We start from the raw sequence: 14490 nt of genomic DNA, 5'->3' as shown, positions 1-14490 counted from the left end.
CCGGTCCGCGTCCGTGCCCGGGGGCGCGGCCGCGGACCGGCGGGCTACCGGCCGGGCCGGTCCCCGTCGCGGAAGCGTCCCCATGCCTCGGCGAAGAGGTCCGGCAGGGGGCGGGCGGCGTGGAACCTCACCAGCCGGCCCGAGGGCAGGCGGTTGCTCCGTGCGCCCAGGTCGTACAGCGGCAGCTTCCACGCCTCGTACGGCAGGTTGGGCGCCTTGGCGTCGGTCCAGGGGCCGGGGACGAACACCGAGCGCCCCGACCGGGAGCGCTTGGCGGTCAGCACGAGGTCCGTCGCCGCCAGCTCGGCCTGGACCTTCTTGTGGCGTGCGGGGGTCCACCCGTTGACCGCGCGGATCCTGCGGTCGGTGGGTTCGAGCAGCGTCAGCAGCTGGAGGTACAGGCGGGCGGCGTCCGGCGAGAGCCCGAGTTCGGCGCGGGCCTCCTCCAGGATCCCGGGGGCCGAGGCGGCCGGGTCGTGCTCCCGGGCGCCCTCGGGCAGCTTCCCGGAGGAGACCCGCTCGGCCAGGGAGGTGAAGCCCTCGCCGAGCAGGAGTTCGACCTCCGCGAGGACCCCCTGCCCGGCGTAGCCCGAGCCGTCGGCCACCACGCTCCGCAGCACCCTCGAACGGACGTCCCGTCCCAGCCCGGACGGGCGGAACCACACCTGCAGCACGCCGCGGCCGTCGGCCGTCAGCACAGCCACGCCGTTGTCGGCGCTCTCCGCGAACGGGGTGCCGCCCGCGGGGTCGCGGTAGGGTTCGCCCCCCACCTCCTCCAGGCGCCGCCGGGCGTCGGTGACCCACATCGCCCCCACGCCGAGCAGCAGCCCGGGGGCGCCCAGCAGCTCCCGGACCGCGGCCAGAGTGGCGGGGACGCCCTCGCGCACCGGGTCCCCCGCGGGGAGCTCGTTGCAGGCCCACGGGACGAGGTGGGCGAGGTCGACGAGGACGGCGCTCAGCCGCCCCGCCTCCACCGTGGTGTGGAGGAGTTCCGTGTAGGCGTGGTGGCGGCTCTCGGACAGCCGGAGCCGTGAGACGACGTCGCGGTCCAGGGCCGCCTCACCCGTGTGGTCGGCGAGGAGGCGCAGCCGCTGGAGGCCGACCCGGTCCAGCCCCGACGCCCCGAACGCCGTCAGGGTGGACTCCGGCAGGGCGAGCCGGCGTCCGAAGCGGGCGTTCCACGCCCGGGCGACGCGTTCGGCGACCCCGGACACGCCTCCCGGCTCCCACAGGGCGGCGATGCCCTCCGGTGTTGCGGGCAGGGCCTCGCGGTACAGGTCGAGCACGTCCTGCGCGGTGACGCCGGCGAACTCCTCGGCGGCGAACTTGGCGCCGACCGCCGACAGTCCCAGCTCGCGCCGGGCCAGGTCGGGGACCGCGCCCCCGCCGGCCCACCACGGGGCGCGCAGCAGCAGTTCCGCGGCCTCCGGGATCAGCCCTGTGTCCCCGGCGAGGGCCTCCGCGGCGCCGGGGTCCCAGGGGATCGGGCCCCGTTCGGCGACGGCGGCGGTGAACGCGGTGAGCTGGGCGGCGTCGCCCCAGGCCAGGTCGGCCCGGCGGCGCTCGTACCCGGCCCCGGGGGACTCCGAGGACGGGGTTGCGCCCGTGCGGGCCTCCACGAAGGTGTGCACGGTGCCGCGCTCGGAGCGCTCCTCCGCGCCGGGGACCCTGGAACGGACCCCCACGTCGGCGCGGCGGATCCCCTCCCCCGCCAGGGGCGTGAACTCCTCCCCGCCGACGACCCTCCCCGTCTCCACGGTCGCGGCGCGGTCGGCGAAGAGGGTCCCCGACCACCTCCGCAGGAAGTCCAGCAGGGCTGCCCGCTCGTCCTCGCCGACGGCGGGCAGGGCGGCCTGCCAGGCCAGGGCGCCGATCCGGCCGAGGAGGACGCTCCAGTCCGCGCTGGTGAGGGGCCGGTCCGCGAGTTCCCCCGCGCCGGCCTCCCCCCGCAGGAACCGGGAGGTGGCCTCCAGGTGGGCCCTGGCGTCGTGGTCGTCCCTGCCCAGGACGGGGAGGAAGCGGTACAGGCCGCGGGCCAGGGGCTCCGACTCGGGCCTCCTCTGCGCGCGCTCCACGGTCCGGCGGATCCCGGCGAGGTAGTCGCCCAGCTCCGCCCGGAGCCCGGCGGCCGAGTGCGCGAACCCGGCGACGTTCCGGACCAGGCTCTCGTCGGGGACGGCCCCGTCCGCGGAGAGCAGTGCCCCGGCCGCCTTCGGGGTGAGCTCGGTGCCCGCCGTCCCGTCCGCGCGCCGCTCCGTCTCGGCCGCGTCCAGCAGCGGGCCCAGGTCGGCCGCGGACACGCGGCGCAGGAGGGCGGACGAGCGGGGGTCCCTCACCGTCATGAAGTGCCAGAACACGGGTTCGGGGAGGTAGGGGACGCCCCACTTGGCGGTGCACTCGCAGGCGGCGCCCGTGTGGCAGCTCCAGACCTGCCCGGAGCCGTCTGCCGCCAGGAGGGTGGCGCCCCCGGCGCCGCTGAGCGCGTGGGTGGCGCCGCCCGGGGCGGTGAACAGGGCGGCCGGGACGGTGGAGGCGTAGGAGTGGCGCCCCCTCCCGTCCGGGACGCGCACCTCGGCGGAGCGCCCGTCGGGGGCGGTGATCCGGAAGTCGGTGTGTCCCGCGCCGCGGCCGAGCCAGACGACCGCGAACCCGGCGACCCCGTGGGCCCCTCCGAGGGGGGAGCCCTCCGTCGGCCCGTCCAGGGGGCCCAGCGTGCAGGCGTGCAGGAGGAGCCTCTCCCCTTCTGCGAGGGGCTGCTCCTCCAGGAAGGCGGGCAGGCTCCCGCGGCCCCGGTCCCCGGTGGCGGGGTCCGTCTCGTGCAGCCGGCCGCGGTCCAGCACCCAGTGGGTGCGGCCGTCGCCGAGCACGTGGCGGTCGGCCTTGCCGGGGTCGTCGCCGGCCCGGACGGCGCGGTGGCCGCCCATGCGGGCGCCGTCCGCGGTGAGCTGGGCGACCCCCGGGCTCCCGCCGCGCGCCCCCCAGGAGTACACGGCGGAGCCGTAGCCGGAGAACACGAGCACGGTGTCGGGGTCGGTGGTCCAGTAGCCGCGGTTCTCGCGGTCGGCCCGGTAGACGACGAGGAAGGCCCCGTCGGCGTACACGGCCCGGACGTCCCTGGCCCCCGCCGGCAGGCGGGGCACGTGCTCGGCGACCCGGCCGCGCGGCCCGACCGCGATCACCTTGGCGGCGGAGGCCAGGGTGAGGACGGGCCAGCTGGCGGTGCCGCTGATCCCGGGACCCTTGCCGGTACCGGTCGCTCCGAGCTCCCTGGCGGCCTCCTCCAGCGCCTCCCAGGCGTACTCGCCGACGATCCCGGCGCGCAGGGTCACGGCGAGCGCCCCGGCGACGTCGACGGACTCCAGCTGGGCGAGGCGGTCGGGGAAGGCCCGGAAGGCGTCGCCCCCGACCTCGGACCTGAGCTGCCCCAGGTGGAGGCCGAGCTGGGCCAGGGCCGTCCCGCCCATGGCGCCGACCAGCTCTCCGAGCCGCCGGTCCACGTAGGGGTGCAGGTACTCGTGGGGCAGCAGCTCGTCCAGGACCCGGCCGTGGTGCCGGCCGTACCCGGTGGCGGAGGCGGCGAGCACGGGTTCCCACACGGGGTCCGCCCGCACGTGGGCGAGGTCGCGCCGGGGGGCTCCGCTCCGGTCGACCACCCAGGACTCCAGGTCCAGGGCGGCCTCCTCCGGCGGGAGCACGGGCACGCCCAGTTCGAGGCACAGGTCGAGGAGCACCGGGGAGATCTCGCCGCGGAACCGGCTGCCGCGCCCTCCGAGGCCGACCGGGTCGCCGTCGGCGCGCAGGCGGCCGGCGAGGCGCGGCACCAGGTCCAGGAGGCGGTGCGGCACGCTCCGCCGCCAGCCCCGGCAGTGGGAGACCATCCGGGAGAACCAGGCCGCGGCGCCTCCGGGGACCGGCCGGGCCGGGTCGGCGAGGAGGTCGACGGCCCCGGCGTCGTCGAGCATCTCCAGCCACCACTGCTGGAACGCGGCCCCGCCGGAGACGAAGAGGCCGAGCAGGGCGCGGGCGGCGTCCTCGTCGGAGCGGCCCAGGGCGACCAGGCCCGGCCGCGCCGCCTTCCAGAAGCCCTCCGGGGCCGAGGACGTGGCGGGCACGGTGAGGAGCTCCCGCAGGACGTCGGCCTCCTCACGGGCCGGGTCGAGCCCGGCGGCCCCGGCGAGGGAGCGGATCTGCTTGGGCAGGCCGGTCCAGGGCGGGAGCCCGCCCAGGGTCCGGCGGATGCTGAGCTCGCGGAACTCCGCGTAGGCGCGGGCGGGCTCGTAGCGCGCGGCGAGTTCGGCGGCGTGCCCGGCCAGGGCCTTGACCGTGAGGGCGCCGGCGAAGGCGAACTCCAGGAAGGCCTCCCGGCGGGTCGCCTCGTCCACGGGCAGGCTGTAGACGCGTTCGGCCTCGCGGGCGCGGCCGAACATGACGGCGGCGGTGCGCGCGTTGTCCGCCGCGACGAACGCGCGGCCCGCCTGCTCCCAGTAGGAGGGCAGGTGGTGCAGGGGCACGCCCTCGGCGATGCGCGCGAACTCGTCGGAGGCCGGGCCGGGGCGGTTCGCGGCCAGGCGGGCCGCGCGTTCCATGGGGCGGACCAGGGCGAGCGCCTCGGCGCGGCGCTCCGGGTCGTTGACCAGTGCCCACTCGGGGTAGCCGAGGCCGCGCGGACGGGCCAGCGCCAGGGGTTCGGAGGCCTCCTCCACGGTGAAGCCGAGGAAGTCCAGGGCCGCGTCCTCGGCGGGGGCGAGGGTGTCGGGGACGAGCCGCACGACGGTGCGCCCGCCCAGCGCGGGGTGGGTGTAGGCGCGGGCGCGGACGGTGTCGGCGGCGCCGTCGGCCGGGGCGTCCAGGGGGGCGAGGCCCGCCTCGAGGAGGCCGGCGCCGGTGGTGGTGGTCACGACTGCGTCGTCTCCTCTTCGGTGTTCCTGCGGCCGGCGTGGATCAGCTCGGCCATGCGGATGCCCTCGGACCAGGCGATGGGTCCCACGTCGCCGAGCCGGAGGGGGCGCTCGGCGTCGTCGACCCACAGGAGCCGGCCGGTCGCGGTCTCGTAGTCGGGCGCGTCCGAGCCGATCCAGTAGCGGGCCTGGACCGGGCGCCCCCGCTCCGTGACGCGGCAGACGGCGTAGCCCCCGCGGACCGTGAACCCGTACCGCTGGGCGCGTCCGGTGGCGTGGCGCAGCTGGTCGAACTCCCCGCCGGAGTAGTCCTCGACGGCGGTGGCCCCGGCCTCGACGGCGTCGGGCTTGCGGTGGATCGCGCGGGTGAGCTGCGGCAGGCGCTGGGTGATGCCGAGTTCGAGGGCGAACTCGCGGACGTCCTCCAGGTCCTCGAGGAGGACGGGGTGGGCCGGGACGACCCGGTCGGCGTCCAGCCAGACGCTCTCGGCGTCCAGGTCCAGGACGCCGATCCGGCCCCGGTCGTCCACGCCCCGCAGGAAGCCGCCCTCGCCGCCCCCGGCCGGGACGACGAAGAGGTCGGTGAGCAGCTCCCTCCAGGCGGGGTCGGCCCACACGCGGGCGATCACGGAGGCGGGCACGGGGAGGGAGCCCAGGAGCCAGGACTCGACCCGTTCGACGCACTCGCGCTCGTGGAGTTCGAGCCGGAGCAGGACGCCGCGGAGGTGTTCGGCCTCGGCGGACTCGCGCACCTTCTTGGGGACGGTCTTGAGCCTGCGGCCCCTGGCGTTGCGGCACACGAGGGAGGCGCCGTCGAGGGCGAGCGCGTAGCCGTCCGGGCCGTCGGTCCAGACCGGCTCGGCGGCAGGGGGTGGGGAAGTCGTTGCCATGGTGAGGTTATAGCGGTGACCGGTGACAACACGGGACGCAGCCGTCGTAGGCGCCTTCTCCGCCACGAAGGGTGGCGTTCCCGTGCACCGCGGGTCACCGCCGCCGCGCGGCCGGGGGCCGCCGGGCCGACTCCCACCCCGCGCTCCGCGCCGGCCCCGCGCGGCCGGGACGCGGCGGCGGGGGCCGGTCGCCCGCCACGGCGGATATGCCCCGCGGGGCCGCGTCGATCTGCTTCTCCGCCTGCTCCACGCGCTTCCCCGCCGCCGCGCACGCGCGGGGCCGCGGGCGGCGGACAGCACGGTGGCGCCGCCCCCGAGGGGACGGCGCCACGTGTGCGTCGGCGGGGTCAGCCCAGCGCGTTCGCGATCAGCGGGTCGACGGTGACCGCCACGAACAGCAGCGCCAGGTAGGCGTTGGACAGGTGGAAGAAGCCCATCGTCTTGAGCTGGGCGCCGGTGACGCCCGCCCGGGAGCGGCTGAGCAGGCGGTGCGCCTGGAACACCAGCAGCGCGCCGAGGGCGACGGCGACCGCGCCGTAGAACCAGGTGGTGCCGGCGACGGGCCAGAAGACGACCGACACGACGGCGGTGGCCCAGCTGTAGAGCACGCACTCCAGCAGGACCCGGCGGTCGCTGGCGACCACGGGCAGCATCGGCACCTTGGCCTGCGCGTAGTCCTCCCGGTAGCGCATGGCCAGCGTCCACGTGTGCGGCGGCGTCCAGAAGAACACGACCAGGAACAGGACGAACGGCGCCCAGTCGAGGCTGTCGGTGACGGCCGCCCAGCCGATCAGCACCGGCATGCACCCGGCGATGCCGCCCCAGACGACGTTCTGGGCCGTGCGCCGCTTGAGGAGCAGCGTGTAGACGAAGATGTAGAACAGGATCGCGAAGACCGACAGCGCGGCCGACAGCAGGTTCACGAGGAGCGCGAACCCGACCGTGGAGCCGACCGCGAGCACCAGCCCGTAGGTGAGGGCGCCCCGGGGGGTCACCAGGTCCATCGCGCCGGGACGCTGCCTGGTGCGACGCATCTCACGGTCGATGTCGCGGTCGATGTAGCAGTTCATCGCGTTCGCGCTGGCCGCGGACATCGTGCCGAAGAGGAGGGTGGCGACCGCGGTCCACAGCGGTGGCACGCCTCCGGCGGCGACGAACATCACCGGGATGGTGGTGATGAGGAGGAGTTCGATGACGCGGGGCTTGGAGAGCGCCACGTAGGCCTTGACGTACTCGCCCGTGGTGGCCCTGCGGGGGGCCTCGGGTTCGTGGCCGTCGGGGGTGGTGCCCGGTACGCGGTTCGTGAGCGCCATCAGTGCCGCGCCCTCACGGCCGGACGGCTCGCTCGCGTCCCCACGGGGGGTACCGGCTCGGTTTCAGACACGCGGATACCTCGACAACTCTCGGGATTTCGACACTGCTCGCCACGCGGGGCCGAGCGGACCGACAAAGCGTCAGGAACGGCGAAAACCCCGTCAACGACATACTGTAGTACTTCCTCGCGGGGACCGTGGACCAGCCCCCTCACAACGAAAGGCCCTGGTCCCGGCTCCGCGGATCGCACACGGGCCGCCGGGTGTACAGAAGGGTCGCACACGCCCCGTCGCTCATCCAGCCTGCCACGCGCCGGGGTCCCCCGGGCACGGGCCTCCCGCGGCGCACGGCCCGCGCCCCTCCGGACCAGCGGAGCTACCACACGGTAATGAGAGGTGTCGGGCAACGACATCCCGGGGCGCGGACGATAGGCTCGAACACGGCCGAACCTGTCGTGGTCTCCCGGCCGCGGCGGCCGTCGCCGGGGGCACCACCGATGACGCGTCCGCGCCTTGACAACCGCAGCGCGGCCCGCCCTCCCGCACCCCTCACGGCCCCGTCCCTCCGGCGGGCCGTCCCGGGGCGCCCGGCGCCGCCGATGACCAACGCAACCGACGCACCCAGCCCGCAGCCCGGGCGCGAGGGGTGCCCGAGAAGGAGAACGAAAGTCCGTGAACGCCCACACCCCGCAATCCCTGGAGTGGTCGGACCTCGACCTCCGCGCCGTCGACACGGTCAGGGCGCTGGCGATGGACGCGGTAGAGAAGTCGGGTAACGGACACCCCGGCACCGCGATGAGCCTGGCTCCCGCCGCGTACCTGCTGTTCCAGAAGGTCATGCGCCACGACCCCGCCGCGCCCGACTGGGTCGGCCGGGACCGGTTCGTCCTGTCGATCGGCCACTCCAGCCTCACCCTGTACATCCAGCTCTACCTCGCCGGATACGGGCTGGAGCTGGACGACCTCAAGTCCCTGCGCCAGTGGGACAGCCTGACCCCGGGCCACCCCGAGGTCGGCCACACCGCCGGTGTGGAGACCACCACCGGCCCGCTGGGCCAGGGCGTGGGCAACGCCGTCGGCATGGCGATGGCGGCCCGCCGCGAGCGCGGCCTGTTCAACCCCGAGGCCGGTCCGGGCGCGAGCCCGTTCGACCACCACGTCTACGCGTTCTGCTCCGACGGCGACGTCCAGGAGGGCGTGAGCCACGAGGCGAGCGCCCTGGCCGCCACCCAGAACCTGGGCAACCTCATCATGATCTGGGACGACAACCAGATCTCCATCGAGGACGACACCCGCATCGCCCACTCCGAGGACGTGGCCGCGCGCTACCGCGCCTACGGGTGGCACGTGGAAGAGGTCGACTGGACCTCCACCGGCTCGTACGTGGAGGACATCGACGCCCTCTACCAGGCGATCCTGCGCGGCAAGGCCGAGACCGAGCGTCCGACCTTCATCAAGCTGCGCACCGTCATCGGCTGGCCCGCGCCCAACGCGCAGAACACCGGCGCGGTCCACGGCGCCGCCATGGGCACCGACGAGATCTCCGCCACCAAGCGCATCCTCGGCCTGCCGGACGAGCCGTTCGGGGTCCAGGACGACGTCATCGAGCACACCCGCAAGGCCCTGGAGCGGGGCAGCGAGGCCCGCGCCGAGTGGCAGACCGCCTTCGACGCGTGGCACCAGGGCGCGGGCGAGCGCGCCGAGCTGTTCGACCGCCTCGCCGCGGGCAAGCTCCCCGACGGCTGGGAGGAGGCGCTGCCCACGTACGAGCCCAGCGAGAAGGGCGTCGCCACCCGCAAGGCCAGCGGTGACGTGCTCTCGGCCCTGGCCCCGGTGCTCCCGGAGCTGTGGGGCGGCTCCGCCGACCTGGCCGGGTCCAACAACACCACGCCCAAGGGCGAGCCGTCCTTCCTGCCGTTCGAGCGGGCCAGCAGCAAGTTCCCCGGCAACCCGTACGGGCGCGTGCTGCACTTCGGCATCCGCGAGCACGGCATGGGCTCGATCCTCAACGGCATGGCGCTGCACGGCCCGACCCGCCCCTACGGCGGCACCTTCCTGGTGTTCAGCGACTACATGCGCCCGGCCGTCCGCCTCGCCGCGCTGATGAGGCTGTCGGTCACCTACGTGTGGACGCACGACTCCATCGGCCTGGGCGAGGACGGCCCCACCCACCAGCCGGTCGAGCACCTGTGGGCGCTGCGCGCCATCCCCGGCCTCGACGTGATCCGCCCGGCCGACGCCAACGAGACGGCCGTCGTGTGGCGCGCGGTCATGGAGAACTCCGGCCGCCCGGCCGCGCTCGCCCTGACCCGGCAGAACGTGCCCGTCCTGGACCGGTCCGAGTACGCCCCGGCCGAGGAGGCCGTCAAGGGCGGCTACGTGCTGGCCGAGGCGACCGGCGGATCTCCGGAGGTCATCCTGCTGGCGACCGGCAGCGAGGTGCAGATCGCCGTGGAGGCCCGCAAGGTCCTGGAGGAGGCCGGAACGCCCACCCGCGTCGTGTCCATGACGTGCGTGGAGTGGTTCGAGGACCAGAGCGAGGAGTACCGCGAGAGCGTGCTGCCGTCGTCGGTGCGCGCCCGCGTGTCCGTCGAGGCCGGCATCGCCATGGGCTGGCGCTCCTACGTCGGCGACGCCGGCGAGTCGGTGAGCCTGGAGCACTTCGGCGCCTCTGCCCCGTACCAGACCCTGTACGAGAAGTTCGGCTTCACCACCGAGGCCGTCGTGGAGGCGGCTCGCAAGAGCGCCGCCAGGGCCGGACGCTGACAGCGCGGGTCCCGCCGTCGCCCGGCGGGACCCGCTCCCCTTGTGCGAGAGGGCGGCAACGCCCGTGAGGAAGGCGCGAACACCATGAGCAACCCACTCGAGGACCTGTCCGGGGCAGGCGTGTCGGTCTGGCTGGACGACATCAGCCGCACACGGCTGCGGACGGGCAACCTGACGGAGCTGATGACGACCCACAAGGTCGTCGGCGTCACGTCCAACCCGAGCATCTTCGACAAGGCGCTGTCCGAGGGCGACGCCTACGACGAGCAGGTGAGCGAGCTCGCCGCGCGCGGCGTCTCGGTCGAGGAGGCCGTGCGCCTGCTCACCGCCTACGACATCCGCTGGGCGGCGGACACCCTCCGCCCGGTGTACGACGCCACCGACCGCGTCGACGGCCGGGTCTCCCTGGAGGTGGACCCGCGCATGGCCATGGAGACCGAGCGCACGGTCGCCGAGGCCAAGGCCCTGTGGTGGCTGGTCGACCGCCCCAACCTGATGATCAAGATCCCCGCGACCGCGGAGGGCCTGCCCGCCATCACCCGCGTGCTGGGGCTGGGCATCAGCGTCAACGTCACGCTGATCTTCTCCCTGGAGCGCTACCGCCAGGTGATGGACGCGTTCCTGGAGGGCATGGAGCTGGCCCGCGCCAACGGCCACGACCTCTCCCGGATCCAGTCCGTGGCCTCGTTCTTCGTCAGCCGCGTGGACACCGAGGTGGACAAGCGGCTGCGGGCGATCGGCACCGAGGAGGCCACCGCCCTCCTCGGCCGCGCCGCGCTCGCCAACGCCCGCCTGGCCTACCAGGCCTACGAGCAGGTGTTCGAGGGCAAGGAGTGGAAGGCCCTGGAGGCGCTCGGCGCCAAGCCCCAGCGCCCGCTGTGGGCCTCCACCGGCGTGAAGGACCCCGCCTACGAGGACACCCTCTACGTCACCGGGCTGGTCGCGCGCGACACCGTCAACACGATGCCGCAGGCCACCCTGGACGCCGCCGGCGACCACGCGGTGGTCACGGGCAACACCGTGCTCGGCAGCTACGCGCAGGCCCACGCCGACTTCGCCGCCCTGGAGGCCGCGGGCGTGAACCTGACCGAGGTGTTCGGCCACCTGGAGACGGACGGCGTCGCCAAGTTCGTCGCCTCGTGGGAGAGCCTGCTCAAGGGCCTCTCCGAGAAGCTGGCCGCCTCGGCCTGAGGCGCCCCCTCCCGGGCCGCGGGCCCGGGAGGGCCCCCACCCCCGGTCCCCGTCGCCGCCCGCGCCCCGGAGGCGCGGGCGTCCGGCCACCGCCCACCGGCCGCTCTCAGAAGGAAGAGACCTGTGAAAGAACCGGTGATGCCCGGAGCGGTACCCAACCCGCTCCGCAACGCCCTGGACCGCAGACTGCCCCGCATCGCCGGCCCCAGCGTGCTGGTGCTGTTCGGTGTCACGGGCGACCTGGCCAGGAAGAAGCTCCTCCCCGCGATCTACGACCTCGCCAACCGGGGGATGCTGCCGCCGGGCTTCGGCCTGGTGGGGTTCGCCCGCCGCGACTGGGAGGACCAGGACTTCGCCGAGCAGGCGCACGAGGCGGTGCGCAAGTACGCGCGCACGCCGTTCCGCGAGGACGTGTGGCGCCAGCTCAGCGAGGGCGTCCGGTTCGTACAGGGCGACCTGGACGACGACGACGCGTTCGACCGCCTGGCGGAGACCGTGCGCGAGCTCGACACGGTGCGCGGCACGGGCGGGAACTACGCGTTCTACCTCTCGCTGCCGCCCAAGCTGTTCCCGACGGTGGTCAAGCAGCTCAAGCGGTCCGGCCTGGCCGAGCCCGGCGAGGACGACGGGCCCGCGGGCGGGGGCGGCCTGCGGGTCACCCCCTGGCGCCGGGTGGTGATCGAGAAGCCGTTCGGCCACGACCTGGAGAGCGCGCAGGAGCTCAACGCGGTGGTGGACGACGTGTTCCCGCCGTCGTCGGTGTTCCGCATCGACCACTACCTCGGCAAGGAGACGGTCCAGAACATCCTGGCGCTGCGCTTCGCCAACACCCTGTTCGAGCCCCTGTGGAACCGCAGCTACGTGGACCACGTGCAGATCACCATGGCCGAGGACATCGGCGTGGGCGGACGCGCGGGCTACTACGACGGAATCGGCGCGGCCCGCGACGTCATCCAGAACCACCTCCTGCAGCTCCTGGCCCTCGTCGCCATGGAGGAGCCGATCTCCTACAGCGCGGACGCGATCCGCGCCGAGAAGGAGAAGGTCCTGGCCTCGGTGTCGCTGCCGGAGGACCTGGGAACCGGGACCGCCCGCGGCCAGTACGCCGCGGGATGGCAGGGCGGCGCGGCGGTGCGGGGCTACCTGGAGGAGGAGGGCATCCCCTCCGACTCCGTGACCGAGACCTACGCGGCGCTGAAGCTGGCGGTGGACACCCGCCGCTGGTCGGGGGTGCCGTTCTACCTGCGCACCGGCAAGCGGCTGGGCCGGCGGGTGACGGAGGTGGCCCTGGTCTTCCAGGCCGCCCCGCAGCAGATGTTCCCGCGCACCGACGTCAGCGAACTGGGGCAGAACGCCCTGGTGCTGCGCATCCAGCCGGACGAGGGCGTCACGCTGCGGTTCGGCTCCAAGGTGCCGGGCGCGAGCATGGAGGTCCGTGACGTGAGCATGGACTTCACGTACGGGCAGTCCTTCACCGAGGCCAGCCCCGAGGCGTACGAGCGGCTCATCCTGGACGTGCTCATCGGCGACCCGCCCCTCTTCCCGCGGCAGGAGGAGGTCGAGCTCTCCTGGCGCATCCTCGACCCGGTCGAGGAGTACTGGGCCGCGTCGGGCCGGCCCGAGCAGTACGGCTCGGGCACCTGGGGCCCGGAGTCCGCCGAGAACCTGCTCGCCAGGGACGGCCGCCAGTGGCGGCGCCCGTGACCAGCCACGACCACGCGGGGAGGAACCCATGACGCTCTACCTGCCGCGCACCACGACGTCGCAGATCACCGAGGCGCTCATGTCCGAGCGGCTCAGCGTCGGCGGCGGCGCCATGAACATGGTGCTGACCCTGGTCATCGTCACCGACGAGGCCGACCACTACGACGCCGTGCGCGCCGCCACCGAGGCGGGCCGCGAGCACCCCTCGCGCGTGGTGGCCCTGATCCGGCGCGACCCCGACGCCGAACCCGCCATCGACGCCGAGATCCGCAGACCCGGCACCTCCGGGCCGGGCGAGGCCGTGCTGCTCCGGCTGTACGGTCCGCTCGGCGAGCACGCGGACTCGGTGGTCACCCCGCTGCTGGTCCCCGACGCCCCCGTGGTGGCGTGGTGGCCGGGCGCGGGCCCCCTCAACCCGGCCGCCGACCCCGTGGGCCGCCTGGCCCAGCGCCGCATCACCGACGCGCTGCGCGCCCCCGACCCGTTGCGGGACCTCGTGGAGCGGGTGGCCCACTACCGCCCGGGCGACACGGACCTGACCTGGACCCGGCTGACGCCGTGGCGCTCGCTCCTGGCCAGTGCCATGGACCAGCCGTGCGGGTGGGTGAACTCGGCGAGGGTGACGGCCGAGGCGCACTACCCGAGCGCCGAACTGCTGGCGGCGTGGCTGTCGGACCGGCTGGAGGCGCCCGTGGAACGGGCCGTCTCCCACGGCCCCGGGCTGACCGAGGTCAGGCTGACCACCTCGGAGGGGGACATCGCGGTCTCCCGGGTGGACGGCAGGGTGGCCACGCTGTCGCGGTTCGGGCAGCCGGACCAGACGGTGGCGCTGGCACGGCGCGGCGCCGCACTGGCGCTCGCCGAGGAGCTGCGCCGCCTGGACGCCGACGAGACCTACGAGAGCGCGGCCCACCACCTGGGTCCGCTGCTCGCGGAGAGCGGAGCACGAGGATGAGCGAACCGGAGATCGTCCGCCACGCGGACGCCGCGGGGCTGGCCGACAGCGTCGCGCTGAAGCTGGTCAACATGATCGTCCAGGCCGAGGCGGACAAGCGTGACTTCCACCTCGTCCTGACCGGTGGCGGGATCGGCATCCGCGCCCTGGAGGCGGTGCGCGACCACGCCAACGAGGCCGGGATCAGCTGGGCCCACGTCCACCTGTGGTGGGGGGACGAGCGCTACCTGCCGGACAAGGACCCCGAGCGCAACGAGACCCAGGCGTGCGCGGCGCTGATCGACTCGATCTCCGTGCCGAGCCACCAGGTGCACCCGATCCCCGCCTCCGACGGGCTGGACGGGGGCCAGGTGGAGCACGCGGCGACCCGCTACGGCCGGGAGCTGGCGGTGGCGGCGCGCGGGAAGGGTCCCGTGCCCGTGTTCGACGTGTGCCTGCTGGGGGTCGGCCCCGACGCCCACGTGGCCTCGCTGTTCCCCGGCTTGTCGGGGGTGCGCGAGGACGAGGCGTCCGTCGCCGCGGTGCGCGACTCGCCCAAGCCGCCGGCGGAGCGGGTGACGCTGACGCTGCCCTCCATCCGTGCGGCCCGCGAGGTGTGGGTGCTGGCCTCGGGCGAGGGCAAGGCCGAGGCCGTGCGCCTGGGGCTGGCCGGGGGCAGCGTGGACGAGGCCCCGGTGGCCGGCGCCCGCGGCGCGGAGAGGACCGTGTTCTGGGTGGACGAGGCCGCGGCCTCCGAGCTGTAGCGCGCGACGGCGCGTGCGGGCGCCCCGGCC

General features: G+C 74.8%; 8 protein-coding genes. 5 read left to right on the top strand and 3 right to left on the bottom strand.

The window, feature by feature from the left end:
• Nucleotides 1-44: 44 nt before the first annotated feature.
• The 3 genes from ACQPYD_RS09165 to ACQPYD_RS09155 all read right to left on the bottom strand — a co-directional run bounded on the left by ACQPYD_RS09165 (nt 45) and on the right by ACQPYD_RS09155 (nt 7101).
• A complete protein-coding gene (locus ACQPYD_RS09165; protein ID WP_433700579.1) occupies nt 45-4898 on the bottom strand; it encodes a hypothetical protein in 4854 nt (1617 codons plus the stop codon).
• A complete protein-coding gene (locus ACQPYD_RS09160) occupies nt 4895-5788 on the bottom strand; it encodes a DUF4132 domain-containing protein (RefSeq protein ID WP_433700578.1) in 894 nt (297 codons plus the stop codon). The genes ACQPYD_RS09165 and ACQPYD_RS09160 overlap by 4 nt, the downstream gene beginning before the upstream one ends.
• A 347-nt stretch (nt 5789-6135) precedes the next feature.
• On the bottom strand, nt 6136-7101 hold the full coding sequence (locus tag ACQPYD_RS09155; protein ID WP_433700577.1) for a heme o synthase: 966 nt from the start codon (nt 7099-7101) through the stop codon (nt 6136-6138).
• Nucleotides 7102-7773: 672 nt separating this feature from the next.
• Here ACQPYD_RS09155 and tkt point away from each other — a divergent pair.
• From tkt to pgl, 5 genes are all read left to right on the top strand, one after another.
• Nucleotides 7774-9867, top strand: coding sequence for a transketolase (gene tkt, locus ACQPYD_RS09150; protein WP_433700576.1), 2094 nt, complete (start codon nt 7774-7776; stop codon nt 9865-9867).
• 84 nt (nt 9868-9951) lie between these two features.
• Nucleotides 9952-11058, top strand: coding sequence for a transaldolase (gene tal, locus ACQPYD_RS09145; RefSeq protein WP_433700575.1), 1107 nt, complete (start codon nt 9952-9954; stop codon nt 11056-11058).
• A 138-nt stretch (nt 11059-11196) separates the two neighbouring features.
• Entirely contained in the window at nt 11197-12762 is a 1566-nt protein-coding gene (gene zwf / locus ACQPYD_RS09140) for a glucose-6-phosphate dehydrogenase (RefSeq protein ID WP_433702003.1), read from the top strand.
• A 28-nt stretch (nt 12763-12790) separates the two neighbouring features.
• Nucleotides 12791-13717, top strand: a complete 927-nt coding sequence (locus tag ACQPYD_RS09135; protein ID WP_267949021.1) for a glucose-6-phosphate dehydrogenase assembly protein OpcA — start codon at nt 12791-12793, stop codon at nt 13715-13717.
• A complete protein-coding gene (pgl, locus tag ACQPYD_RS09130; RefSeq protein ID WP_355013467.1) occupies nt 13714-14460 on the top strand; it encodes a 6-phosphogluconolactonase in 747 nt (248 codons plus the stop codon). The genes ACQPYD_RS09135 and pgl overlap by 4 nt, the downstream gene beginning before the upstream one ends.
• Nucleotides 14461-14490 lie beyond the last annotated feature (30 nt).

Source organism: Nocardiopsis sp. CA-288880 (genome assembly GCF_050955985.1).
In the GTDB taxonomy this organism is placed as follows: domain Bacteria; phylum Actinomycetota; class Actinomycetes; order Streptosporangiales; family Streptosporangiaceae; genus Nocardiopsis; species Nocardiopsis tropica.
The sequence above is the reverse complement of the archived record's forward strand: the minus strand, read 5'-3'. Positions and strand labels throughout refer to the sequence as shown.